Below are 24,337 nucleotides of genomic sequence, written 5' to 3'. Positions count from 1 at the left end.
GGGGTGGGCCGGGAAGAATGCGCGGTGTGATCGTCGACTGTGCCATTTACCGTGACGGGCGCCGCACCGAGGGCCCCGAGGACTTCTCCGACGCCCTCGACGAGGCGAGAGCGTCGGATCAGGCGTTCGTGTGGATCGGCCTGCACGAACCGACGGAGGACGAGTTCGACAAGGTGAGCCAGGAGTTCGGGCTGCACCCGCTGGCCGTGGAGGACGCCCTCAAGGCCCACCAGCGGCCCAAGCTCGAGGTCTACGACGACTCGCTGTTCATGGTCCTCAAGCCGGTCGTGTACGAGCCGGACAGCGACACCGTCTCCTCAGGCGAGGTCATGATCTTCATGGGCGACTCGTTCGTGGTGACCGTCCGGCACGGCGAGGGCGCGCCGCTCGGTGTCGTACGTCACCGCCTGGAGGCCGACCCAGCTGTCCTCAAGCACGGACCGACAGCTGTCCTGTACTCGATCGCCGACGCCTCCGTGGACCACTATCTGGAGGTCGCCGACGAGTTGCAGGCGGATCTGGAGGTCCTGGAGGCGGAGGTCTTCTCGCCGGACGGCGGCAGCGACTCCCGGAACACGGCGTCGCGGATCTACACCTTCAAGCGGCAGATCCTCGAGTTCCGCCGGGCGACGGGACCCCTGGCGCTGCCCGTGTCACGCCTCTCCGGAGCGGGCCCTTTCGGCCCCTCCGTGCCGTTCGTGGACGAGACGGCGCAGCCCTTCTTCCGGGACGTCAACGACCATCTGACGCGCGTCAACGAGTCCGTGGAGGGCCTGGACCGGCTGGTGTCGGACGTCCTGTCCGCGCACCTGGCGCAGATGAGCGTGCGGCAGAACGACGACATGCGGAAGATCTCGGCGTGGGCGGCGATGGCAGCCGTCCCCACGATGATCGCGGGCGTCTACGGCATGAACTTCGACCACATGCCCGAGCTGCACTGGGCGTGGACGTACCCGGCCGTGATCATCCTGATGGTCGTCCTTGAGGTCGTCCTGTACCGGATGTTCAAGCGGCGCGGCTGGCTGTAGCGCCCGGCCCGGCCCCGCCGTCAGGCGAACTCGGGGGCCGGGGTCGCGGTGTCGCCCAGGGCGTCGCGCCGTTCGGGCATCTTCAGGGAGACCATGCGCCGCCAGCCGCCCGCCCGCTCGTAGCCGTACATGGTGTGGATGCCCGCGGCGAGCAGCTGCCGCTTGGCGTGCGGCCAGCCGAGGATGCGCCCCATGTGGTCCATCACGGCGAGGCTCACGTCGCGGTAGATGCGGATCTCGGCGAGCGCGCACGCGTGCAGGGTGCGCTGGATGGCGCGGCCGTACCCCGCGTACGCGAACCGCAGCAACTCCTCGTGGCAGTACGCCAGGTGGTTGTCCTCGTCGTGGGAGATCATCCGCACCGCCCGGCCGATGTCCGGGTGGCCGGCGAAGTACTTGAGCAGCAGCCGCATCTGTTCGGACGCGCGCTGCTCGGTGACTCTGCTGTGCGAGAGGTAGGTGACGATGTCCTGCACGGCGAGCGGCTCGTCGGCCTTCAGCCGGTGGTGCGCGAGGCCGATGCCGTGCTTCTCCAGAAGCATCGTGTAGTCCGTGTCGTACGGGACGTCGGCCGGCCGCAGTCCGCGCTTCTTCATGAGCGCTTCGAAGATCCTGCCGTGCTTGTCCTCGTCGGCGCCGTGCCGGGCGATCCTCGGGGCGAGGGCACGCTCGCTCTCCGGGACGAGAGCGGCGATGCGGCCGTTCTCCCAGCCGCCCTGGGCCTCGCCGGAGGCGGCGATGGAGCAGAACAGCCGGAACGACTCGTCGTTGTCGAGGATCTCCCCGAAGACACCTCTGGCCGACAGCATCACTGGACCTCCATGCCCTGTGCGCGAACCTCCGCAGAGACCCACTCAAATGCGAGGTTCCCCATCGGGCAACAGCTGTACGGGTCGGCTCGGCCGAACGGAGGACACGCCACCGCCACGAGGCCGTAACCGCGGGACCTGTGGCGCGTTGTTTCCCGTGACGGCCGTGGCGGGGAAGACCCCCCGAGCCCCCACCACGGCCGCAGACTTCTCTCCCTCTCCAGCTCCTTCGGTTACGCGGCCTCTTCGGCTACGCGAGACCGGCGCGCTCCAGGGCCTCGGTGCCTGCGCGCAGCGCGGTGAGCCGCTCCTCCAGAGTGAAGCCCGCGGGGGCCAGCGTGAGCGTGGTGACACCCGCCGCCGCGTAGGCCTGCATCCGGTCGGCGATCCGGTCCACGGAACCGAGCAGCGTGGTCGAGTCGATCAGCTGCCGCGGCACGGCGGCGGCCGCCCCGTCCTTGTCGCCGCCCAGGTACTTGTCCTGGATCTCGGCGGCCTCCTTCTCGTACCCCATCCGCCGCGCGAGCTGGTTGTAGAAGTTCTGCTTGCGGCTGCCCATGCCGCCCACGTACAGCGCGGTGTACGGCCGGAACATGTCGGCGAGCGCGTCCACCTGGGAGTCCTCGCCGACGGCCAGCGGCAGCGTCGGGACGATGTCGAAGCCCTCCATCGTCTTGCCGGCCTTCTCGCGCCCGGCGCGCAGGTGCCGGACCGCGGTGTCCTCCAGGTGCTCGGCGGCCGGGAAGATCAGCAGGGCGCCGTCGGCGATCTCGCCGGTCTGCTCCAGGTTCTTGGGGCCGATCGCGGCGACGTACAGCGGGATGTGCTCACGCTGCGGGTGGACGGTCAGCTTGATGGGCTTGCCGGGGCCGCCGGGCAGCGGCAGCGTCCAGTGCTCGCCCTCGTAGGAGAGGCGCTCCCGGGTCATGGCCTTGCGGACGATCTCGACGTACTCCCGCGTGCGGGCCAGCGGCTTGTCGAACTTGACGCCGTACCAGCCCTCGGAGACCTGGGGGCCCGAGACGCCGAGGCCCAGACGGAAGCGGCCGCCGGAGAGCGAGTCGAGGGTGGCGGCCGTCATCGCGGTCATCGCGGGCTGCCTGGCCGGGATCTGGAAGATCGCGGATCCGATGTCGATACGTTCGGTCTGCGCCGCCACCCAGGACAGCACCGTCGCGGCGTCCGAGCCGTACGCCTCGGCGGCCCAGCAGACCGCATAGCCCAGCTTGTCGGCCTCCTTGGCGACGGCGAGATTGTCCGCGTCCATCCCGGCGCCCCAGTAGCCGAGGTTGATCCCGAGCTGCATGACCGATCCCCTTACCGCTGTACTCATGAGTAACGTCCCTGTGCCGGGGACTGTAGCGTGCGGTGCGCCATCCGTCAGTGACGGAGGGAACGGGTGGCCGGGTTCTCCGCGGTCGCCGGGTTGTCCACAGGCTCGCCCGTCGCGCGGGCCCGGCCAGTAATCTCAGCGCCCATGGAGCAGAGGCATCTCGGCCGGACCGGCCTTCGCGTGTCCCGCATCGGACTCGGCACCCTCACCTGGGGGCACACCGAGGAGAACGACGCCGCCGAGCTGTTGAAGGTGTTCTGGGAGGCGGGCGGCACCCTCGTCGACACGGCTGACGTGTACGGCGACGGGGAGGCCGAGTACCTGCTCGGGCGCCTGATCGAGCGGCTTGTGCCCCGGCGCGACCTGGTCATCGCGACCAAGGCGGGCAGCGTGCCCGACCCCGAGCGGCGCTTCGACGGCTCCCGGGGCCATCTGCTCGCCGCGCTCGACGCCTCGCTCGTCCGCCTCGGCACGGACCACGTGGACCTGTGGCAGGTGCACGCCTTCGACCCGGAGACACCCCTCGAAGAGACCCTGCAGGCCCTCGACATAGCCGTCAGCAGCGGGCGGGCCCGCTATGCGGGAGTCTCCAACTTCTGCGGCTGGCAGCTCGCCAAGGCCGCCACCTGGCAGCTCGCCCACCCGGGCACCCGCACCCGCCTGGCCAGTACGCAGATGGAGTACTCCCTGCTGCAGCGCGGCGTCGAGCGGGAGGTGCTGCCCGCCGCCGTCGACCTGGGCGTGGGCCTGCTGCCCTCCTCACCGCTCGGCCGGGGCGTGCTCACGGGGAAGTACCGGCACGCCACCCCCGCCGACTCACGCGGCGGCTCCGACCACCTCGCACCCTTCGTCGCGCCCTACCTCGACGACGCCGCGAGCCGCATCGTCGACGCCCTCGCGACGGCCGCCGACGGACTCGCCGCCACCCCGCTCCAGGTCGCCCTCGCCTGGGTGCGGGACCGCCCGGGAGTGAGCGCCCCGATCGTCGGCGCGCGCAACGCGCAGCAGCTCACGGCCGCATTGTCAGTGGAGAGCCTTAGTCTTCCTGACGAGATCTGCCAGGCGCTCGACGATGTGTCGGCGCCCGTGCACCGCTATCCCGATCACGACTGGAGCACGCTGTGAGTACGGAACCCGCCGCCGCGGAGGACCCCGGGGCCGCTGCCGCGGAACAGACGGAGTCGACCGGCGCGGAGGACACCACGCCGGAGGCGGCAGAGGCGGCAGAGGCACCGGAGGCGGCAGCGGTGTCGGAGGTGTCCGAGACCGAGGCCGAGATCGCCGCACAGCGGGAACTGCGGGAGCGCATCGAGCAGCGCAAGGCGTCGAAGGAAGGGCCGATCGCGGCCGGGACGAAGCTGAGCGGCACCGCGGCCGACCTGCTCGCCGCCGTGCGCGCCGTGGAGAGCGGCGAGAAGCCCGTCGCGAGCGCCTTCCGGGAACCGGAGCCCGCGCCCCGCAGGGCAGCACCGTCCCACGCGCCCGAGCCGGTGCGCCCGCAGCAGCCCGCGGCGGCGCAGGCGCCCGGTGCGGAGACGCTCGAAGCGGTCGGCGCCGTGCTGGCCGAGGGAGGTGCGCCGAGTGCCCTCGCCGAGCCGACGGCCGACGCGCTCGGTGACGGCGCCGAGGAACAACTGCGCGCGGACCCCTGGCAGTTGCTGCGCGTCGCGGGCGTGCGGCCCGAGCAGGCCGACGGCTTCGCCAGGGCCCTGCTCGGCCCGGAGTGCGGGCCCGACGACGAGCGCAGGGGCCGCGCGCTCACCGTATGGCTCCTCGAACAGGCCGCCGTCGCGGGGCACACGGCGCTCGACTCCACCGCGCTGACCGGCGCCCTCGGGCAGCGCGCGGTGCCGGATCCGGACGCGGCCGTGCAGAGCGCCGTCGCCGAGGGCGACGCCCTGGTCTTCCAGGACGCCCTCGAAGGCGCCGACGTGCCTGTCCAGCGCTCCGACGAAGGCACGCGGGACGGCGAGGAGGACGCAGGCGACGCGGACGACGAGCCCGAGCGCCCGGTCCGGGTCCTGATCGGTCTGGAACGGTACGCGCTCGCGGAGGAGAGCCTCGCCGACGGCCTCGCCCGGGTGATCAACTCCCTGCCCAAGGAGGACGGCCCGGACCCTGCGGCCGACGGCTGGGAGGCCGCCGCCGCGCAGGCGTCGGGGTCCACGGCCGAGCTGATCCGCGCCGTCGCGGGCCACGGCCTCGTGCTGCACTCCGGTGGCGAGGAGGCACGCGCCGAGCCCGCCGCTCTCGTAGCCGCGGCGTCGGCGCTGGGCCTGCGGGTCTATGCCGCCGTCCACAGCGCCGACGGGCGCGGCCGCCTCGCGCGTGCGGCCGACGGAGAGAACGGGACCGCCGAGGACGGCACCGCGGTGACCGTGGCGGGCCTGCTGTCCGGCGCCGAGGGCCCCGGGCGCGACGCGGACGGCGCGTTCGCACTCGACCTCCTGGTCGTCCTGGACGCACCGCAGCTGGACGTGGAGAGCGCGGCGATGCTCGTCGAGTCCCTGCCGGACGGCGCCCGCCTGGTGCTCAGCGGCGACCCCGGCGTGCTGTGGTCCGCGGGCCCCGGCCGGGTCTTCGCCGACCTCGTCGCCGCACGCTGCTGCCCGCAGATCGTCTCGCGCACCCCGGACCCTGGCCCCATCGGGGAGCTCACATCGGGTATCGGCATCGGCGAGCTGAACCAGGTCGAGGCGCCCGGCAAGGAGGTCGTCCTCGTGCCGGTGCGCGACGCCGCCGAGGCGATCCACCGCACCGTGCAGCTCGTCGCCGACTCAGTGCCCCGGGCGATCGGGGTGCCCGCCGAGCAGACCCAGGTCATCACGCCCGGACACGGCGGTGCCGCGGGCACCCGGGCGCTCAACACCGCGCTGAAGGAACGGCTGAATCCGGGTCCGGGCCGGTTCGGCGGCTTCGACCCCGCCGACCGCGTCGCGCACGTCCCGGCCGCGGGCCGCACGACGCTCGGCCGTGTGGTGCGGGCCGACGCGGAGGGGCTGCACCTGGAGTGCGACGGCGCCCCCGTCGTCGTACCCAAGGAGCGGGTGGAGCGGGAGGTGCGGCACGCGTGGGCGCTCACCGCGCATCAGGCGGCGGGGCTGCGCTGGCCCGCGGTGGTCGTGGTGCTGCCGGGCGACGCGGCACAGGTCCTGACCCGGCCGTGGGTCTATACGGCGTTCAGCCGCGGGGAGCGGCACCTGTCGGTCGTGCAGGGCGTGGAGCAGGCGCTGCCGCGCGCGGTGGCGGAGCGGCTCTGGAAGGACCGTACGACGCGCCTGCGGACGTTGCTGCGCCCGCAGGTGCCGGCCGCGACGGCGACGGCCTGAGCCGACCGGGCACGGCTGCACGGTGAGTGCGCTCGCCGCCCCTGGCGGAGCGGCGAGCGCAGAAGCCGTATGACGTGTGGCGTGTGACGTGTGACGTGTGTCATCGGCGGTGTGAAGGACGGCCGTCAGCGGTCGGCCTTGCGGACGGAGTCGTCGTCGGAGTCGATGTCGATCTCGTCGAGGGGCACCGCCACGTCCGGGTCGATGTCGACGTCCGGGTCGATGTCGACGTCCGTGTCGAGGCCGTCGAGCCCGTCGTCGTCCAGTTCGTCGTCGAAGACCACGCTGACGTCGAACCGGCACACCACCCGGTGCGGGTCCGCCTGGTCGAAGGGGGCGTCGAGCCACTCCCCCGGCTCGGCGGGGGCGTCCACCGCGGTGACCCAGAGCGTGGAATCGCCCTCCTCCAGGCCGAATTCCTTGTGCCGGGAGGAGATTTCGTCCGGTTCGAACTCTCCGAAGAGGACGCCGAGCGCGCTGTGCACGGTGTCGGCCGAGCCGCCGGTGCCCCTGCCCCCGCTCTCGAGGTCGGCGACCCGCTGGGCCTGGGCGAGCAGCCGCTGCGGCTCCGCCACGGCGTAGTCGCGGCGGATCAGCACGCTCAGCGCGTTCGCCTCGTCCGGGCCCTGGTACGGCGGCAGTGCGTCCTCCGTGCCGGGAATCTCGAAGGGGGTGACCTCGTCGTAGCGGTCGTAGAGGAGCTCGTCGTACTCCTCGGCCGCGGCGGCGAGTTCGTTGAACGCTTCGTAGACGGCGGGGTCGTCCTCGCCCGACCTGCGTTCGACCGCGGCCAGGTGGCGGTCGAGCGCGGTCTTGACCGCCTCGGCGGCGGCGCGTACCTCGGCAGCGGTGGGCTGCGCAGCATCAGACATAGTGCAGACGCTATCCGTACCGGGCCCATGCCCGCACAATAGATGCGATGCCGGAATACGAATTTGTCGACGTGTATGTACCGCGCGGGGTCACCCGCAAGGAAGCCACACGCCTGCTGACGGACCACGCCGAGTACGGGCACTGGGAGTTGGACCGCCTGCGCCTGCACCCCGACGGCAGTCGCAGGGTGCGGCTGAAACGGAGGATCATCCGCCAGGTACACGCCACCTGGTGAGCGCCGTACGGCGCCGTTCGGCGCCGCGTGGCGGGCCGGGCACGGGAAACGGAGCGGGCCCCGCGACGGCGGGGCCCGCTCCGTTCGGCATGCTCGGACGCGGTGGGTCAGGCGGTCGCCCGGGCCCTTCGGTAGAGCACGGTGCCCGCGAGCAGCGCGCCCGCGCCCACCGGCAGCGCGAGGCCGAGCGGCAGCTCGCTGCCCGTCGACGCCAGCTGCGCGGCCCCCTCCGGCGGCGCGAGCTGTGAGACCGCCTCCGGCGGCACGAGCCGCGAGATGCCCTCGGGCGGCGTCACCTGCTGCGTGCCCGGGTGGTTCGGGATGACGCGGTCCTCCGCGCCGCCCGGGTGGCCCGGGGTGTGCGGCTTGCCCGGGTGACCGGGCTCACCCGGATGTCCCGGCTGCCCCGGCTCGCCCGGCTTCCCCGGGTGCTCCGGCTTGCCCGGGTGCCCGGGTCCCGTCGGGGGCTTCTCGCCGCCCGGCGGGGTGACCGTGGAGCCGGATTCATTGGCGCATTCGTTGCCCACGGCGGTGTTGCCGAGGCCGCCGATGGTGACGCTGTTGCCGCAGACGTTGACCGGGACGTCGACCGGCAACTGCACGTTGTTGCCGGAGCCGACACCGGGTGAGTCGCCGCTGTGCCCGCTCGCCTTGGCCCCGCCACCGGACTGGTGCGAACCGCCGCCTCCGCGGGAGGGGTTGGCACAGTGGTTGCCCGACGCCGGGTTGAGGACCCCGACCACGTTCACGGTGTTGCCGCACACGTTGACCGGGACGTCGACCGGCAACTGCACGTTGTTGCCCGACGCCACGCCGGGTGAGTTCGAACTGCTGCCGTTGGCCCCCGAGTCCGCGTGTGCGTAACCCCCGGTCGCGGCGAGAACGCCGGTCGCGGCCGCCACGGTGATCAGGCCTTTGCGCGTGACCTGTCGCATAGCTGATTCCTGCCTTTTGCCTGCTGGAATACGTACGGACGTGCTCGCCCGTACGTGGAATGCCCGTCGGCCCCGGAGCGCTTGGCGCGCGCTCCGGGGCCGACGGACTCAGACCCTCAAGGGGTGAGGCACAACAACGTCACTTGTTGACGCAGGTGTTGCCGAAGGTGGGGTTCAGCAGCCCGATCACGGAGACCGTGTTGCCGCAGGCGTTCACCGGCACGTGGACGGGGACCTGGATAACGTTGCCCGAGATGACGCCGGGCGAGTTCACGGCGGCACCCTGGGCACCGGCGTCGGCAGCGGCAATGCCCGCACCGGCGAGCACGAGACCACCGGTGGCAGCGACAGCGGCGACGATCTTCTTGATCATTATTCCTCCTTGTTGGCAATGCAGTCCCAGCCGCGGACTGCATCACCTGTAACGAGGAGGAACTAGTGGGGCTACGAGCCTATGGTCCCTTTCACTCTTTTCAGTCAAGTACGCACGCGCTGGCGATTATTGGAGAGTCGTTTCAGCACGTGAAGCGGCCGATTCCCGGAAGGTTTCGGCCGCATTCCGTCAAGAAGCGTCGATGAACCGGTCGAGCACCCGGACGCCGAACTTCAGGCCGTCGACCGGCACCCGCTCGTCGACGCCGTGGAACATGCCCGCGAAGTCCAGCTCCGGCGGCAGCTTCAGCGGCGCGAAACCGAAGCCGCGGATGCCGAGGTCGTCGAAGGACTTGGCGTCCGTGCCGGCCGAGAGCATGTACGGCACGGCGCGGGCGATCGGGTCCTCGGCCCGCAGCGCGATCTGCATGGCGTCGACGAGCGCCCCGTCGAAGGTGGTCTCCAGAGCCTTGTCGGCATGCACGTCCTCGCGCTTGACCCGCGGACCGAGAATCCGGTCCAGATCGGCGAGGAACTCCTCCTCGTACCCCGGCAGGTAGCGGCCGTCGACGTGCGCGGTGGCCTGGCCGGGGATCACGTTCACCTTGTACCCGGCGCCGAGCTGCGTCGGGTTCGCGGTGTTCTGCAGGGAGGCGCCGATGAGCTTGGCGATGCCGCCGAGCTTGGCGAGCGTCTCGTCCATGTTCTCCGGGTCGAGCTCGGTGCCGAGGGCGTCGCCGAGCTCGTCGAGGAAGTGCCGCAGCGTCTTGGTGACCCGCACCGGGAACTTGTGCCGGCCCAGACGCCCGACGGCCTCGCTGAGCTCGGTGATCGCGTTGTCCTTGTGAATCATCGATCCGTGACCGGCGGTGCCGTCCACGGTCAGCTTCATCCAGTGCATGCCCTTCTGGGCCGTCTCGACGAGGTAGAGGCGCAGGTTCTCGTTGACCGTGAAGGAGAAGCCGCCGACCTCGCTGATCGCCTCCGTGCACCCCTCGAAGAGGCCGGGGTGGTTGTCGACGAGGTGCCGCGCGCCGTACGTGCCGCCCGCCTCCTCGTCCGCGAGGAAGGCGAGGACGATGTCCCGGGGCGGCTTGCGGCCGCTGCGCATCCGCTCGCGGACGACCGCGAGGGTCATCGCGTCCATGTCCTTCATGTCGACGGCGCCCCGGCCCCACACGCAGCCGTCCGCGATCTCCCCCGAGAAGGGGTGGTGCGTCCAGTCCGCGGCGTTGGCGGGCACGACGTCCGTGTGGCCGTGGATGAGGAGCGCGGGCCGCGACGGGTCCTCGCCCTCGATCCGTGCGACCGTGGAGGCCCTGCCGGGGTGCGACTCGAAGATCTTCGGTTCGAGACCCACCTCGGCGAGCTTCTCGGCCACGTACTCGGCGGCCTTGCGCTCCCCCGGGCCCGAGTGGTCGCCGTAATTGCTCGTATCGATCTGGATCAGTTCGCGACAGAGGTCGACGACCTCGTCCTCACCGGTGACGGCCTTGCCCGTGCTGGACCCGCTCACGCTGGTTCCTCCCGCATTCGCTGCTGGTGGTCCCCTTCATCCTCTCTCTCCGAGGCTCCGCGCCCAAGGGCGGGCGGGGGTCGTCATCAGCCGTTCACGGGGGACCAGTGGGGTGATCGAGTACCCCTGGGAGCCTGGTAATGTTCTCTCTGTCGCCGCGGGAAACGCCCCGCGAAGACAGACACCTTGTCCGGGTGGCGGAATGGCAGACGCGCTAGCTTGAGGTGCTAGTGTCCTTTATCGGACGTGGGGGTTCAAGTCCCCCCTCGGACACCAGCTGAGACCCCTGTTCATCAGGGGTCTTTTGCGTTGTGCCAGTACGCGTGGTTGCGGCGGGCCGCCCGGGTGTCGTCGTGCCGCTCGCCCAGTGTGGAGCCGTAGCTCTCGGCGAGTTCGGCGAAGGCGGCCGCCGCGCGGTCGGGGTGGCCGCTCATGCCGGTCCAGTGGGCGTGCTGCCATCGGCAGCTGAGCGAGCGGACGTCCACGGGGCCCAGCGCGCCCGACGCGTCCACGGCGAGTTCGGCGAACAGGTGGGCGGCGGATGCGGCGTCTCCGCCGATGCCGGTCCAGCGGGCCTGTTCGTGGCGGGCCTGGAGGGTGTCCGGGTGTTTCGGGCCCCGCTCGGCGGCCAGCTGGTCGGCCAGCAGGGTGTACCTCGTCGCGGCGTCCGACGCGCGCCCGCTCTCGCCCTCGGCGTGCGCCAGGGCCTGGTGGGCGAGGAGGGTGAAGTCGTGGCGGGCGCCGAGGACCTGGACGCACTGCAGCGTCAGCACGCGCAGCGCGTCCACCGCTCCCGCCAGGTCGCCGGATTCCGCCAGCTCCAGGGCGCCGCGCAGGCGTTCGGGGACATCGTCGGAGGCCATCGGGCGGAAGGCCGCGTTCGCCGCCAGGGCCAGCTGGTCGCTCGTCCCGGTGCCGCACCGCTGCGGCCTCGGCTCGCCCTTCGCGGCCAGCGTCCTGGCCGTGTGCCGGTAGGCCGCCCCCAGGGTGAGCAGTTCCGGCTCCGCGGCGGAGCCCTCGCGGAGGAAGTTGATCAGCTCGCCGGTGAACAGGGTGTGCCGTTCGCCCAGGGGGGCGCGCGCCGGGGTGTTCGCGGGGGCCGAGGCCAGGACGTACGTACCGGCTATCTCCAGCTGGCCGAAGTAGAGCGAGGCGGCGTCCCCCATCGTGTCGATGGCCCGCCCCGAGAAGCAGCAGTCGAGCAGCAGCACGCGGTTCCTGGCCGGTGCGTACGCCAGCGCCTGGCGGATCAGGTCGAAGCGCAGGCTCGACCAGCCGAGCAGCTTGGTGTCGCTCCCGGTGAGCAGGAGATGGAGCAGCCCCCGGTCGTCCAGCGCGCCGTGGCCGGCGAAGTAGACCAGGAACATGTCCTCCACTCCGCTCGCCGCGCGGCTGAGCGCCTCGCCCACCCGCTGGGGCTCCCTGACGTCGTGCAGCAGGGTGCAACGCTCGCTGGGGAGTGCGCAGTTGCCGGGTCCGGTGAGCAGGTCCCGTAGGTCTTCGAGGTTGTTGCGCACCGCGGGGAGCGGGGGGAGGGCCGCGTCGTCGTAGTCGCTGCACCCGATGAGTACCGCCTGCGAGTTTGAGCCACTGGCCAACCTCACGTCGTCCCCCTCTTGCCGCACCGCCCCACTGCCCAAATGATAGCGAGGCAACTCATTTGAGGAGCGGCGCTCTTACCGCTGTCCGAGGATTCGGGCATGCTGGCGAATCCGAAACCGACTGCAACAGGTGGGGGTCGCCATGGGACGCACGGATGTGGTGGACAACTCGGACGAGTTAGGGCACGAGGGCGGCATGCACTCCGGCACACATCCCGGCGCGCGCCCCGGCCCGAACCCCGGCACACACCAGGCTTCCGCCGTCTGCACGGCGTTCCAGCATCTGGTGGCCGATGCCGCCCTCGCCCTGGAGCCGAACAGCTTCGCCTCGGCCGTGCGGCTCCTCGACTCGGTCAGATCCAGCGGCAACTGTCTCTACGCGATCGGCAACGGCGGAAGCGCCGCCACGGCGGGCCATCTGGCCTCCGACCTCGCCATGACCTCGGGCCCGCACGCCGCGGGGCTGCGCACGAACGCGCTCACCGGCAACACGCCCCTGCTCACCGCCCTGGCCAATGACATCGGCTACGACCGCGTCTTCTCCGAGCAGCTCGCGCGCCTGCTGACCCCCGGCGACGTGGTGGTGGCCATCAGCGTCAGCGGCGACTCCCCGAACATCATCGAGGGCCTCAAGACGGCGCGGGCGCGCGGGGTGCGCTCGGTCGGGCTGCTCGGCGGCTCCGGGGGCGGCGCCGCCGCTCTGGTCGACGTGCCCCTGCTGGTGGACAGCCCCGTGTACGGCGTGGTGGAGACCGTGCATCTGGGCGTGGTGCACTCGCTGGCTCTCGCCCTGGGTACGGGGAGAGGGCACACCAGCGACATCCTGGCTCCCTCGTTCGACGGAACGCAGGGCTGACGGTGGCGCGGGGGGCCGCGCGGACGGCGGGTGCGGCGGGTGCGGCGGGTGCGGCCGATGTCGTGCTCGTGTCCGACCGCGGCCCGGTGACGTTCCGGTCCACCCCGTCCGGCCCCGTCCTGGAACACCGTCCCGGCAGTGTGACGTCGCTGCTCGACCGGTCCGCCCGGACGCTGCGCGAGGAGGTCCGCTGGCTGGCCCCTTCGACGAGCGCCGAGGACCACCGGGCCACGGCGGACGGCCGGTTCGCCGGGCTCGGGCTCGGCTACGGGTTCCGTACGGTCCCCTGCCCGCCCGCGGTCTACCGGCGATACTACGAGGACGCGGGCGTGCGGGGGCTCTGGTACGCGCTCCACGACCTCTGGGACGACCTTCCGCAGCCCCTCGACGCCGCCGGGCAGGGGCCGTTGCGGGACGGTTCGGCGCTGCGTGCGTACCAGCGGGTGAACCGGGCCGTGGCTGCCGCGGCCGCCGACGGCTGTCACGCGCGCAGCGTCGTCTGCTTCCACGACTACCAGTTCCTCACCGCCCCCGGCTTCCTCCGCGCCCGGCTGCCCACGCAGACGGTGGGCCTCTTCGTGCACGCCGCGTTCGCGGCTCCCGAGGCGCTCGCGGTGCTGCCCCGCGCCGCCCGGGGGCTGCTGCTCCGCGGCATGCTCGGGGCGGATGTGCTCGGCTTCCAGAGCGAGCGGTGGGCGGACTCCTTCCTCCGGTTCAGTGCGGCGGCCGGGTGCGAGGTCGACCGGCGGGCCGGGGCCGTCCGGCACGCCGGCGGCCGGACGCTGGTGCGCCGCTATCCGGCGCCGCCCGACCGGGAGTACCTGGCCGAGGTGTTCGGCACGCCGGAGGCGGACCGGTGGTCCGCTGCCCTGCGCGGGCTGCGGGAGGGGGTGCGCCTGCTGGTGCGCGTCGACCGGCTCGACCCGGCGAAGAACGTCCTGCGGGGCTTCGAGGCCTTCGCGCTCCTCCTCGACGAGCACCCGGAGCTGCGCCACCGCGTGCGGTTCGTGTGCTGTCTGACGCCGTCGCGGCCCGCTGTGCCGGAGTACGCGTGGTACGCGGCCCGGGTGCGGGAGGCCGTCGCGGGCATCCAGCGCGCCTTTCCCGGCGTCCTGACCGTGTACTGGGACGAGGACCGGACGCGTGCCATGGCTGCTCTGCGGGAGTACGACGTCCTGCTCGTCAACTCGGTCCACGACGGGATGAACCTGGTCGCCCAGGAAGGGGTGCTCGTGAACCGGCGGGACGGTGCGGTCGTCCTGTCGGCACGGACCGGGAGCGCCGAGCGGCTGCGCGAAGGGGCCGTGGTCCTGCCCGACCCCCGCGACGTCCGCGCGACCGCGTCGGCGCTCCGGCAGGCGCTCGCCATGCCGCTCGGCGAGCGGGCGGCCAGGGTCGAACGGATGCGTGCGCCGCTGGCGACGGCCTCGCCCGAGGCCTGGCTGCGGGCGCAGCTCGCAGACCTCGCGGAGGTACGCGACAGCAAGGGCGGCCTCTAGCGGCGGCTACGGCACGCTCTTGCCGACCAGTACGCGAAGGGCTTCGTTCACCGCCTCGGTACGGGGGTCGCCGAGGCGTGCCAGGTCTTCGAGCGCGAGGGTGTAGTAGACCGCCGCCTCCTTCAGCTGTCCCATGGCGGCCAGCGTCGCGCCCAGGTTGACCGCCGTCGCCGCGGCCCCGGGGTCGTCCCCGAAGGAGCGCCTGATCTGTAGGGCCTCGTCGAAGGCGGCCACCGCCTCGTCCGCTCGCCCGGCCGTGCGGTAGGCCTCGCCCAGGTGGTTGAGCGAGGTGCCCTGGCCGAAGAGGTCCTTGATCTCGCGCTGGATGCCGAGCGCGCGGAGCCAGCAGCCGATCGCCTCCTCGGTCCGGCCGAGGTCGCGGTAGGCGTTGCCGAGGCTGTTGAGGTCGATGCCCTCGTTCCAGCTGTCCCGGATCTCGCGGTGGATGGCGAGCGCGTCGGTGGAGTGGCGGATCGAGTCCTCGATCCGGCCCATCCGCCGCAGGGCGCCCGCGAGGTTGTTGAGGGAGGTGCCCTCGCCGTACTTGTCCCCGATCCTGCGGCGGATCGTCAGGGCCTTCTCCCAGGTCTCGACGGCCTTCTCGAACTCCTGGGTGCCGCGGTAGGCGTTGCCCAGGCTGTTCAGGGTCCAGGCCTCGCCCCGGAGGCAGCCGGAGCGCCGGGCGCCGCGGAGCCCCAGCTCGTGGGTGTCGATCCAGTCGCTCAGGAGCTTGCGCACGTTGAAGAAGCTCCACAGGACCACCGGCAGCTGCCAGGCGATCGAGTCCTCACCGCGGTGGACCGCCTGCCGCACGAGTGCGATCAGGTGAGTCCGCTCCGTGTCGCACCACCGCAGCGCCTGTGCGCCGTCGGCGAAGCGCAGCGGTTCGCACCGGTCGGACAGGTCGTCGAGTTCGATCCTGCGGCGGTGGGGCATCAGCTGCCGGTTCGCCTCGTCCGCCGTGTGCAGATACCAGAGCAGGCTCCGCCTGATGGACCCCTGCCGGGCCTCCTCCGACTCCTCCTCGTGCGCCCGCTCGGCCGCGTAGTCATGGATGAGGTCGTGGAAGCGGAAGCGGTCGGGCGCCACCTGTTCGAGGAGGTGGCAGTCGATCAGGCCGCGCAGGTACAGGTTGGTGCGCGCCTTGGGGTCGCCGGTCGCGGCGGCAGCGGCCAGCAGACTGAACTCGCCCGTGGGGTGCAGCCCCATGATCCGGAAGCACCGTGCGCTCCCGGCGCCGAGCGCGCGGTACGACCAGGAGAAGGCGGCCCGCACCTCCAGCTGTTCGGCGCCGGTTTCCTCGACGTCGGCGGTGAACGTGTCGAGCCGGTGGCGCTCGTCACCGAGGCCTTCGAGGAGGTCGGCGATGGGCCACTGCGGGTACGCCGCGACGCGTTCGCCCACGATGCTGAGGGCCAGCGGCAGATGGCCGCAGCCCGCCGCGAGTTCCTCGACGGCGCCGCGCTCGTGCAGGACGCGGTCGTCGCCGACGATGCCGGTGAGCAGTTCGACGGACTCCCGGGCGGTCAGGGTGTCGAGGCGGATGCTGCGGGCGCCGTAGCTCCCGACGAGCCCCTGGAGCCGGTTACGGCTGGTCACGATCACGACGCAGGTGGAGCTTCCGGGCAGCAGCGGGAAGACCTGCGCCGTGTTGCGGGCGTTGTCCAGGAGGACCAGCATCCGGCGCTCGTGCAGCAGGGTGCGGAACAGGGCCGCGCGCGGTTCGAGTTGCTGCGGGACCTTGGCGGGGGCCACGTCGAGGGCGTGCAGGAAGTCGGCGAGGACCTCCGCGGGTTCGAGGGGGCTGCCCGGACCGTAGCCCCGGAGGTTGACGTACAACTGGCCGTCCGGGAAGGCGACGCGCGAGCGGTGTGCCCAGTGCACCATCAGCGCCGTCTTGCCCACCCCGGGGGCTCCCCCGACGGAGGAGATCACCGCGGTGTCCGGGCCCGCCTTCTGGGGCTCGGCGAGGAGCAGGTCCAGCTCACGGAGTTCCCCTTCACGGCCGACGAATCCCGGTCTGCCGAGCGGCAGTTGATGGGGTATCGGCAGGGGCGGGCGGTCTTCCGGCGGCACTTCGGCCGACTGGAACCGCACCAGGCGGTCGATCAGCCTGCGGCTGAACTCCGGGTCCTGTGCGACGGCCCGGGACAGCTCGTCCACCGATCCGACCGCGGGCCTGCCGCGCTCGTCACCGGCCCGCCGCCCCGCCGGGCCCCGCCGCCGGTCGACCCGCTCGTCGAGCAGCCTGCGCAGCCCCTCCCAGCTGGTCTGCGTCCCCGTCGAGGGAGCGTCACGCGAGGGCGCCCCCGCGCCTGATGTACCGATCTCCCCTGCTGACACAGCTCCACCCCCGTGCGCCATGGCGAGTTGGGCGAATTATACGTCTCGCACGCGGACGCGAGACGTGTCCCTTTGGGGAGGCTTGGGTATTGTCGCGAGCGTCCGGGTTCTCCCTGAGGAGGTGCGTGACGACCGCATCATCGGATGCCTTGGTTCTCTTCGGCGCGACCGGAGATCTGGCCCGCAGGAAATTGTGGCCTGCCCTCTACCGCCTGTCCCTTTCGGAAGACTGCGTCCCGTCGATCGTCGCCGTCGGGCTGCCCGGTCTGGGCCGCGCAGGCTTCGAGACGTTCGTGGCCCAGTCCGTCCACGACGTGTGCGGCCCCTCGGACGGCCGGGTGGTGCACCGGCTGCTCGCCGGGACCCGCTTCGTCGAGGGGGACACGACCCGGCACGGCACGATCGAGGAGGTCGCCCGGTGCCTGTGGTCCGCGGTGCGGCCGGTGTACTTCCTCGGGGTTCCGCCACCGCGGGCCGCCGCCACGATCGCGACGATGGGATCCGTCGGAATTCCCCCGGGCGCCGTGCTCGTGGAGAAACCCTTCGGAAAAGATCTCGATTCGGCCCGGGTTCTCAACGATTCGCTCCTCAAGGTCTTCTCCGCCGAATCGGTGCTGCGCATCGATCACTATCTCGGCAAGGAGGCGGTGGAGAATCTTCTCGCCTTCCGTTTCTGCAATCCGTTCCCGGAGACGGCCTGGGGCCGGGAGACGATCTCCCGGGTGCAGATCACGCACTGCGAGGTCAGGGGTGTCGACAGCCGCGGATCCCTGTACGAGCAGATCGGCGCGGTCCGCGATGTCGTCCAGAGCCATCTGCTGCAATTGCTCGGCATAGTGGCGATGAGGCGGCCCGTCGACGGCACCGCGCAGGCCTTTCGCGAGGAGATCGCGCGCACTCTCGCCGCGGTGCGTCCGGTGGACCCCGGGCAGCTCGTCCGCGGGCAGTACGCGGGCTACCGGGCGGAGGAGGGAGTGGCCGCCGACTCGACGGTGGAGACGTTCGCCGCGCTGCGCCTCGACATCGATGTCGACCGGTGGCGGGGCGTCCCGTTCCTGCTGCGCTCCGGCAAGGGCCTTGCCGCCACGGCCATCGAGGTGGTCGTCGACTTCGTGCCGACCGCGCACCGCCTCTGGTTCACGCGCGAGGACCCGGGACCGGCCCGCATCCGCTTCCGGCTCGGCTCCCGCGGCGGCACCGTACTGACCCTCAACGCCCGCAGGCCCGGGGCGGATCCCGGCCCGATGGCGGTGGACCTGGACTTCGATCTGCAGGCGTCCGGCGACTCGTGGGAGGCGTACACGCATCTCCTGTCGGACGCGCTGCACGGCAGGACGGGTCGGTTCGTGTCGATGGACGCCGTGGAGGAGTCGTGGCGCATCGTGGCGCCCGCGCTGGACCGGCCGGAGGCCCCGCTGCGCTATCCGCGGGGCTCCTGGGGGCCGGCCGCGTCGGACAGGCTGCCGGGGGACGGCGGCTGGTGCGCGCCTCTGTAGGGCCCGCCGGTCAGCCGTATCCGCGTGCGGGGCCCGCTCATCAGCCGTATAGCGCCTCCGCCGCCCGGAGCGCCATGCGGTAGGCGCCCCGCACCCCCACCAGCGGGTCGAGGGCGAGTTGCACCGGGATCTCCGCGAGGAGTTCGTGGTGGCAGGCGCCGGGGCTGATGAACCGGTCCAGGAACTCCGTCTTCTCGCGGAGGAGTTCCGCCATGCCGGGCGCCTGAAGCACCCCGCTGGTCAGGGTGACGACGCCGCCCGCGGGCAGGCACACCAGGACCACAGCGCGCAGGTACTGGCCGAAGAGGGCGGCGAAGAGCCTGACGACCCCGACGCAGCAGGGGTCGCCGGCCTGCGCCGCCGAGGTGATCACGGGCGCGACGGCCGCCCCGGCGCCGCGTGCGCCGGTCACCCGGTCGTGTACGTCGGGGGCGGCCGGGATGGAGCGGCGCACGTAGTCGTACATGCGGTCGAAGCCGCGGAGGCCGCCGATCGACTCCTCGACGGTGACGACTCCCCCGATCTCCGTCCTGAGGTGTGCGAGGTACCCGGCCTCGAACTCGTCCACCGGCTGCCAGGCGATGTGGCCCGACTCGGCGGCGTGCACCGTGCCCGCCCCGTCGAGCAGGGCGCTTCCGACGCCGCTGCCGACGGAGACCGCGAGGAGTTCGCTCGTACGGGAAGCCGGTCCGTGGGAGGTGGGGGGACCGTGGGAGGTGAGGGGCCGCACCTCGTCGGGTCCGAGGTCCGCCATGCCGTGCGCCGTGGCGGCCATGTCGTTCACGACGGTGAGCTGCCGGATGCCGTGCCGCTCGGCGTACGCGGCGCGCTCGAACAGCGGCCAGCCGGGCAGGTTGGTCATCCGCACGTCGCCGTGCGCGGGGACGCGGCCCGCCACCGCGAGCACCACGGTCTCGGGCCGCAGGTCCGCCTCGTGGAGGCAGGCGGTCAGCAGGTCCTGCAGCGAGGCATGGTCGGCGGTCCGCACCTGCAGCTCCGTGCGGTCCGGCTCCGTGGTCCATCCGCCGCGCAGTCGGGTCCTCGTACCACCCACGTCGAACGCGGCCACCGGTGTACGCACTGCATCACCACTTCGGAATCCGGGTCGGGCCAATTGTCGTACGGCCGGACCGAGTTGTCGTGGGGCACAGTATGACCAGACGTCCATGCACCGCGCGGGAACGGAAGTGACGATGCCGATCGAGATCAAGGTGACGGGCCCGGGGGCGGGCGACCCGGCGCTGACGCGGAATCTGCATTCCTGGCTTCAGCGGGAGGACGAGCTGAGGGGGCGTGTCCGGCTGCGGAGCGAGGCTCCGGAGCCGGACCGGATGGGGGGCGTGGCCGAGTTGGTGCTTGTCTCGGTCAGCAGCGGCACCGTCGCCGTGCTCGTCTCGTCCGTGCAGCTGTGGATCCGGCAGCGCCGCGCGGACCTCTCCATCGTCGTGCGGCACCCCGACGGCAAGGAGGTGGAGATCGACGCCCAGCAGATCTCCGGGGCCGAGGAGTTCATCCGAACGGTGCTGCGCGATGCTGACCGCCCCCCTGACGACCCGGCCCCCTGACGCCCCTGCCCCCAGCCCCCTGGCACCCCCGCCCGTCAGCGCTTCCCGGCCAGTTCCTTGAGCGCGATGTTGAGCTGGAGGACGTTGACCCGCGGCTCACCCACGAACCCGAGGGTCCGGCCGTCGGTGTGGTCGTCGACGAGCTTCCGGACCTGCCGTACGGGCAGGTGGTTCTTCGCGGCGACGCGGTGGACCTGGAGATCGGCGTAGTCCGGGGAGATGTGCGGGTCGAGGCCCGAGCCCGAGGAGGTGACCGCGTCGGCGGGTACGTCCGCGGGCTTGATCCGGTGGTCCGCGGTGGAGTTGTCCTTGACGACGGCCGCCTTGGCGTCCTTCACCTGCTGGATCAGCTCCTTGCTGTCACCGGCGAGGTTGGTGGCACCGGACAGGAGCAGCTGGTAGCGGGTGTTGACGCTGTTCTCGCCGAGGCCGTTGGAGGGGCGCGGCTGGAACCACTTGAGGTCGGGCTCGGGGGTGTCCTGGCCCTTCTTCAGCGGCAGGTCGTAGCGCTGGCCGATGAGTTCGGAGCCGACGGTCCGGCCGTCCGCCGTCACCTCGGAGCCGTTGGCCCTGCCGGGGAAGAGGGCCTGGGCGACGCCGGTCACCGCGAGCGGGTAGATGACGCCGCAGATCACGGTCAGGACGAGCAGGGCGCGCAGGCCCGCCCCCAGCAACCGGGCGGAGTTCTTTACGGAGTTGTTCATGGCCACGTCACCCAATGCCGGGGAGGAGAGAGAGGAGTACGTCGATGATCTTGATGCCGATGAACGGGGCGACGAGCCCGCCGAGGCCGTAGACGCCGAGGTTGCGCCGGAGCATCCGGTCGGCCGTCATCGGCCGGTACCGCACGCCCTTAAGTGCGAGCGGCACGAGCGCGACGATGACCAGCGCGTTGAAGACGACCGCGGAGAGGATCGCGGACTCCGGCGACGACAGGTTCATGATGTTGAGCTTGTCGAGGCTCGGGTACGCGACGGCGAACATGGCCGGGATGATCGCGAAGTACTTCGCGACGTCGTTGGCGATCGAGAAGGTCGTCAACGCGCCCCTCGTGATGAGGAGTTGCTTGCCGATCTCCACGATCTCGATGAGCTTGGTCGGGTCGGAGTCCAGGTCCACCATGTTCCCGGCCTCCTTGGCGGCCGAGGTGCCGGTGTTCATGGCCACGCCGACGTCGGCCTGGGCGAGGGCGGGGGCGTCGTTCGTGCCGTCGCCCGTCATCGCGACCAGCTTGCCGCCGGCCTGCTCGCGCTTGATCAGGGCCATCTTGTCCTCGGGCGTGGCCTCGGCGAGGAAGTCGTCCACGCCCGCCTCGTCCGCGATGGCCTTGGCGGTCAGCGGGTTGTCGCCCGTGATCATGACCGTCTTGATGCCCATGCGGCGCAGTTCGTCGAAGCGCTCGCGCATGCCCTCCTTGACGACGTCCTTGAGGTGGATGACGCCGAGGACCCGGGCGCCGTCGGCGTCCTCAAGGGCCACGAGCAGCGGCGTGCCGCCCGCCTGTGAGATCCGGTCGGCCAGTTCTTGCGCGTCCTCGGCGACCTCGCCCCCGCGCTCCTCGACCCAGGCGATGACCGAACCGGTCGCGCCCTTGCGGACCTTGCGTCCGTCGACGTCCACGCCCGACATGCGGGTCTGCGCGGTGAACGGCACCCATTCCGCGCCGGTCAGCTCGCCCTGGTGCCTCTCGCGCAGGCCGTACTTCTCCTTGGCGAGTACGACGATGGAGCGGCCCTCGGGCGTCTCGTCGGCCAGCGAGGAGAGCTGGGCGGCGTCGGCGACCTCGGCCTCTGTGGTGCCGCGCACCGGCAGGAACTCGGCGGCCCGGCGGTTGCCGAGGGTGATGGTGCCGGTCTTGTCGAGCAGCAGGGTCGACACGTCGCCCGCGGCCTCGACGGCCCGGCCGGACATCGCGAGGACGTTGCGCTGGACCAGGCGGTCCATTCCGGCGATGCCGATCGCGGAGAGCAGCGCGCCGATGGTCGTCGGGATGAGGCAGACGAGCAGCGCCGTCAGGACGATGAGCGAGGTCTGGTCGTCGGCCCCCGCGTAGATGGCGAAGGGCTTGAGGGTGACGACGGCGAGCAGGAAGACGATGGTGAGGGACGCGAGGAGGATGTTCAGCGCGATCTCGTTGGGCGTCTTCTGGCGGGCCGCGCCCTCGACGAGGTTGATCATGCGGTCGATGAAGGTCTCGCCGGGCTTCGTCGTGATCTTGATGACGACGCGGTCGGAGAGCACCCTCGTACCGCCGGTGACGGCGGAGCGGTCGCCGCCGGACTCGCGGATGACGGGGGCCGATTCGCCGGTGATGGCGGACTCGTCGACGGAGGCCACGCCCTCGACGACGTCTCCGTCGCCGGGGATGATGTCGCCCGCCTCGCAGACGACGCAGTCGCCGACGCGCAGTTCGGTGCCGGGCACCGGCTCCTCGGTGTCGCCGGTCAGGCGGCGGGCGACGGTGTCGGTCTTGGCCTTGCGCAGGGTGTCGGCCTGCGCCTTGCCGCGGCCCTCGGCGACGGCTTCGGCGAGGTTGGCGAAGACCGTGGTCAGCCAGAGCCAGGCGGTGATCGCCCAGCCGAACCAGTCCCCCGGGTCCAGAGCCGCGAGGGCGGTGGTGACCACCGAGCCGATCAGGACGACGAACATCACCGGGGACTTGACCATCAGGCGCGGGTCCAGCTTGCGCAGGGCGTCCGGCAGCGACTTGAGCAGCAGGGCCGGGTCGAAGAGGCCCGCGCCGACCCGGGCGTCGTCGGCGCCGCGGTGGCCGGTGGGGGCGTCCTGGTGAGGGGCGCGGTCCGCGGTGGCGACCGGCCCCCCGTCCCGGTCGGTCTTGTGCGGGTCGTTCTTGTGCGGGTCGGTCTTGTGCAGCTCAGTGCTCATGACGCCAGCCCTTCGGCGAGCGGTCCCAGCGCGAGCGCGGGGAAGTAGGTCAGTCCGGTGATGATCATGATCGCGCCGACGAGGAGACCGCTGAAGAGCGGCTTCTCGGTGCGCAGGGTGCCCGCGGTGGCGGGGATCGGCCGCTGTTCGGCCAGTGAGCCCGCGAGGGCCAGGACGAACACCATCGGCAGGAAGCGGCCGAGCAGCATCGCGATGCCGATCGTGCTGTTGAACCACTGGGTGTCGGCGTTCAGGCCCGCGAAGGCCGAGCCGTTGTTGTTGGCCCCGGAGGTGTAGGCGTACAGGATCTCGGAGAAGCCGTGCGCGCCGGAGTTGGTCATCGAGTGGCCCGGTGTGGGCAGGGCCATCGCGACGGCGGTGAAGCCGAGGACCAGCGCGGGGGTGACGAGGATGTAGCAGGCCGCCAGCTTGATCTGGCGGGTGCCGATCTTCTTGCCCAGGTACTCCGGTGTGCGGCCGACCATCAGGCCCGCGATGAACACCGCGATGATCGCCATGATGAGCATGCCGTAGAGGCCGGAGCCGACGCCGCCGGGCGCGATCTCGCCGAGCTGCATGCCGAGCATCTGCAGGCCGCCGCCGAAGCCGGTGTAGGAGGAGTGGAAGGAGTTGACGGCGCCGGTCGAGGTGAGCGTGGTGGCCACCGCGAAGATCGACGATCCGGCGATCCCGAACCGGTTCTCCTTGCCCTCCATGGCCCCGCCCGCCAGGTCGTGGGCCGGGGCGCCGTGGTGGAACTCGGTCCACATCATCAGCGCGGTGAAGCCGATCCAGATCGTCGCCATCGTGGCGAGGATCGCGTAACCCTGCCGGAGCGAGCCGACCATCTTGCCGAAGGTCCGGGTGAGCGCGAAGGGGATCAGCAGGATCAGGAAGATCTCGAAGAGGTTGGAGAGCGGGCCGGGGTTCTCGAAGGGGTGGGCGGAGTTGGCGTTGAAGTAGCCGCCGCCGTTGGTGCCCAGCTCCTTGATGACCTCCTGCGAGGCGACCGCGCCGCCGTTCCACTGCCGCGCGCCTCCGGTGAACTGGCCGACCTCGTGGATGCCGGAGAAGTTCTGGATGGCGCCGCAGGCGACCAGGACGAGCGCGCCGACCACGGAGATCGGGAGCAGGATGCGGACGGTGCCGCGCACCAGGTCGGCCCAGAAGTTGCCGAGTTCACCCGTGCGGGAGCGTGCGAAGCCGCGTACGAGGGCCACCGCGACGGCGATGCCCACGGCCGCCGAGACGAAGTTCTGCACGGCGAGGCCGCCGGTCTGCACGACGTGGCCCATGGCCTGTTCGCCGCCGTACGACTGCCAGTTGGTGTTCGCCACGAAGGACGCGGCGGTGTTGAACGCCTGGTCCGGGTCGATGGACCGGAAGCCGAGCGAGCCCGGCAGCGAGCCCTGGAGCCGCTGCAGCAGGTAGAGGAAGAGGACGCCGACCGCCGAGAAGGCGAGGACACCGCGCAGGTACGCGGGCCACCGCATCTCGGTGTCGGGGTCGGCGCCGATGGCCTTGTAGATCCACTTTTCGACGCGAAGGTGCTTCTTCGAACCGTAGACGCGGGCCATGTGGTCGCCGAGCGGGCGGTGTGCCAGACAGAGTGCCGCGATCAGGGCGAGCAGCTGGAGCACACCGGCGAGGACGGGGCTCAT

At 71.6% G+C, this 24,337-nt stretch carries 20 protein-coding genes and 1 tRNA gene; 9 read left to right on the top strand and 12 right to left on the bottom strand.

The features are described from left to right. Positions 1 to 26: 26 nt before the first annotated feature. Entirely contained in the window at positions 27 to 1,028 is a 1,002-nt protein-coding gene (gene corA, locus ABZ953_RS27580) for a magnesium/cobalt transporter CorA (RefSeq protein ID WP_361728777.1), read from the top strand. A gap of 20 nt (positions 1,029 to 1,048) precedes the next feature. Here corA and ABZ953_RS27575 read toward each other — a convergent pair whose 3' ends face one another. Together ABZ953_RS27575 and ABZ953_RS27570 are read right to left on the bottom strand one after the other, a co-directional pair. Further along, a complete protein-coding gene (locus ABZ953_RS27575; protein ID WP_361728774.1) occupies positions 1,049 to 1,837 on the bottom strand; it encodes a ferritin-like domain-containing protein in 789 nt (262 codons plus the stop codon). Positions 1,838 to 2,087: 250 nt separating this feature from the next. After that, positions 2,088 to 3,143 carry an LLM class F420-dependent oxidoreductase gene (locus ABZ953_RS27570; RefSeq protein WP_361728771.1) on the bottom strand — a complete coding sequence of 352 codons (1,056 nt, stop codon included), beginning with the start codon at positions 3,141 to 3,143 and terminating at the stop codon, positions 2,088 to 2,090. 171 nt (positions 3,144 to 3,314) lie between these two features. Between ABZ953_RS27570 and ABZ953_RS27565 the strand changes: the two genes are divergently transcribed. After that, a complete protein-coding gene (locus ABZ953_RS27565) occupies positions 3,315 to 4,295 on the top strand; it encodes an aldo/keto reductase (protein WP_361728768.1) in 981 nt (326 codons plus the stop codon). Then, complete coding sequence (locus ABZ953_RS27560) at positions 4,292 to 6,499, top strand: helix-hairpin-helix domain-containing protein (protein ID WP_361728765.1); 2,208 nt, start codon at positions 4,292 to 4,294, stop codon at positions 6,497 to 6,499. The genes ABZ953_RS27565 and ABZ953_RS27560 overlap by 4 nt, the downstream gene beginning before the upstream one ends. 125 nt (positions 6,500 to 6,624) lie before the next feature. Here the strand turns inward: ABZ953_RS27560 and ABZ953_RS27555 are convergent, their stop codons facing one another. After that, positions 6,625 to 7,371 (bottom strand): hypothetical protein, encoded by a 747-nt coding sequence (locus tag ABZ953_RS27555; protein ID WP_361728762.1) that lies wholly within the window; start codon positions 7,369 to 7,371, stop codon positions 6,625 to 6,627. A gap of 47 nt (positions 7,372 to 7,418) precedes the next feature. On the opposite strand from ABZ953_RS27555, the gene ABZ953_RS27550 reads away from it, so the two are divergent. Continuing rightward, positions 7,419 to 7,607, top strand: a complete 189-nt coding sequence (locus ABZ953_RS27550) for a DUF5703 family protein (RefSeq protein ID WP_361728759.1) — start codon at positions 7,419 to 7,421, stop codon at positions 7,605 to 7,607. 107 nt (positions 7,608 to 7,714) lie between these two features. Here ABZ953_RS27550 and ABZ953_RS27545 read toward each other — a convergent pair whose 3' ends face one another. The 3 genes from ABZ953_RS27545 to ABZ953_RS27535 form a co-directional block, all read right to left on the bottom strand. Next, positions 7,715 to 8,542, bottom strand: a complete 828-nt coding sequence (locus ABZ953_RS27545; RefSeq protein ID WP_361728757.1) for a chaplin family protein — start codon at positions 8,540 to 8,542, stop codon at positions 7,715 to 7,717. A 139-nt stretch (positions 8,543 to 8,681) separates the two neighbouring features. Further along, complete coding sequence (locus ABZ953_RS27540; RefSeq protein WP_361728754.1) at positions 8,682 to 8,915, bottom strand: chaplin; 234 nt, start codon at positions 8,913 to 8,915, stop codon at positions 8,682 to 8,684. A gap of 189 nt (positions 8,916 to 9,104) precedes the next feature. After that, the gene (locus tag ABZ953_RS27535; RefSeq protein WP_361728751.1) at positions 9,105 to 10,430 is read right to left on the bottom strand and encodes a M20/M25/M40 family metallo-hydrolase; all 1,326 of its coding nucleotides are present in this window, start codon (positions 10,428 to 10,430) and stop codon (positions 9,105 to 9,107) included. Positions 10,431 to 10,618: 188 nt separating this feature from the next. Between ABZ953_RS27535 and ABZ953_RS27530 the strand changes: the two genes are divergently transcribed. Continuing rightward, positions 10,619 to 10,706 (top strand) — tRNA-Leu (locus ABZ953_RS27530). A 17-nt stretch (positions 10,707 to 10,723) separates the two neighbouring features. On the opposite strand, the gene ABZ953_RS27525 is transcribed toward ABZ953_RS27530, so the two are convergent. Beyond that, positions 10,724 to 12,034: a caspase family protein gene (locus tag ABZ953_RS27525; protein WP_361728748.1), complete on the bottom strand. Its 1,311-nt coding sequence runs from the start codon at positions 12,032 to 12,034 to the stop codon at positions 10,724 to 10,726. Between the two features lie 139 nt (positions 12,035 to 12,173). On the opposite strand from ABZ953_RS27525, the gene ABZ953_RS27520 reads away from it, so the two are divergent. Together ABZ953_RS27520 and ABZ953_RS27515 are read left to right on the top strand one after the other, a co-directional pair. Further along, positions 12,174 to 12,887: an SIS domain-containing protein gene (locus ABZ953_RS27520; protein WP_361728746.1), complete on the top strand. Its 714-nt coding sequence runs from the start codon at positions 12,174 to 12,176 to the stop codon at positions 12,885 to 12,887. Positions 12,888 to 12,889: 2 nt separating this feature from the next. Further along, on the top strand, positions 12,890 to 14,386 hold the full coding sequence (locus ABZ953_RS27515) for a trehalose-6-phosphate synthase (protein WP_361728743.1): 1,497 nt from the start codon (positions 12,890 to 12,892) through the stop codon (positions 14,384 to 14,386). Positions 14,387 to 14,392: 6 nt separating this feature from the next. On the opposite strand, the gene ABZ953_RS27510 is transcribed toward ABZ953_RS27515, so the two are convergent. Then, entirely contained in the window at positions 14,393 to 16,729 is a 2,337-nt protein-coding gene (locus ABZ953_RS27510) for a tetratricopeptide repeat protein (RefSeq protein WP_361728740.1), read from the bottom strand. A gap of 125 nt (positions 16,730 to 16,854) precedes the next feature. Between ABZ953_RS27510 and ABZ953_RS27505 the strand changes: the two genes are divergently transcribed. Continuing rightward, positions 16,855 to 18,225 (top strand): glucose-6-phosphate dehydrogenase, encoded by a 1,371-nt coding sequence (locus ABZ953_RS27505; RefSeq protein WP_361728737.1) that lies wholly within the window; start codon positions 16,855 to 16,857, stop codon positions 18,223 to 18,225. Between the two features lie 40 nt (positions 18,226 to 18,265). On the opposite strand, the gene ABZ953_RS27500 is transcribed toward ABZ953_RS27505, so the two are convergent. Beyond that, positions 18,266 to 19,306, bottom strand: coding sequence for a glucokinase (locus ABZ953_RS27500; RefSeq protein ID WP_361728734.1), 1,041 nt, complete (start codon positions 19,304 to 19,306; stop codon positions 18,266 to 18,268). Positions 19,307 to 19,418: 112 nt separating this feature from the next. Here ABZ953_RS27500 and ABZ953_RS27495 point away from each other — a divergent pair, with 112 nt between their 5' ends. Next, positions 19,419 to 19,790, top strand: coding sequence for a hypothetical protein (locus ABZ953_RS27495; RefSeq protein ID WP_361728731.1), 372 nt, complete (start codon positions 19,419 to 19,421; stop codon positions 19,788 to 19,790). Positions 19,791 to 19,825: 35 nt separating this feature from the next. Here the strand turns inward: ABZ953_RS27495 and ABZ953_RS27490 are convergent, their stop codons facing one another. From ABZ953_RS27490 to kdpA, 3 genes are read right to left on the bottom strand one after another with little or no spacing between them, the layout of a single operon-like run. Next, positions 19,826 to 20,494, bottom strand: a complete 669-nt coding sequence (locus ABZ953_RS27490) for a potassium-transporting ATPase subunit C (protein ID WP_361728728.1) — start codon at positions 20,492 to 20,494, stop codon at positions 19,826 to 19,828. A 7-nt stretch (positions 20,495 to 20,501) separates the two neighbouring features. Beyond that, complete coding sequence (gene kdpB, locus ABZ953_RS27485; protein WP_361728725.1) at positions 20,502 to 22,676, bottom strand: potassium-transporting ATPase subunit KdpB; 2,175 nt, start codon at positions 22,674 to 22,676, stop codon at positions 20,502 to 20,504. Continuing rightward, a complete protein-coding gene (gene kdpA, locus ABZ953_RS27480) occupies positions 22,673 to 24,337 on the bottom strand; it encodes a potassium-transporting ATPase subunit KdpA (RefSeq protein ID WP_361728722.1) in 1,665 nt (554 codons plus the stop codon). Before kdpA ends, kdpB begins: the two co-directional genes overlap by 4 nt.

It is taken from the genome of Streptomyces sp. NPDC046465 (genome assembly GCF_040646035.1).
Classification (GTDB): Bacteria; Actinomycetota; Actinomycetes; order Streptomycetales; family Streptomycetaceae; genus Streptomyces.
The sequence above is the reverse complement of the archived record's forward strand: the minus strand, read 5'-3'. Positions and strand labels throughout refer to the sequence as shown.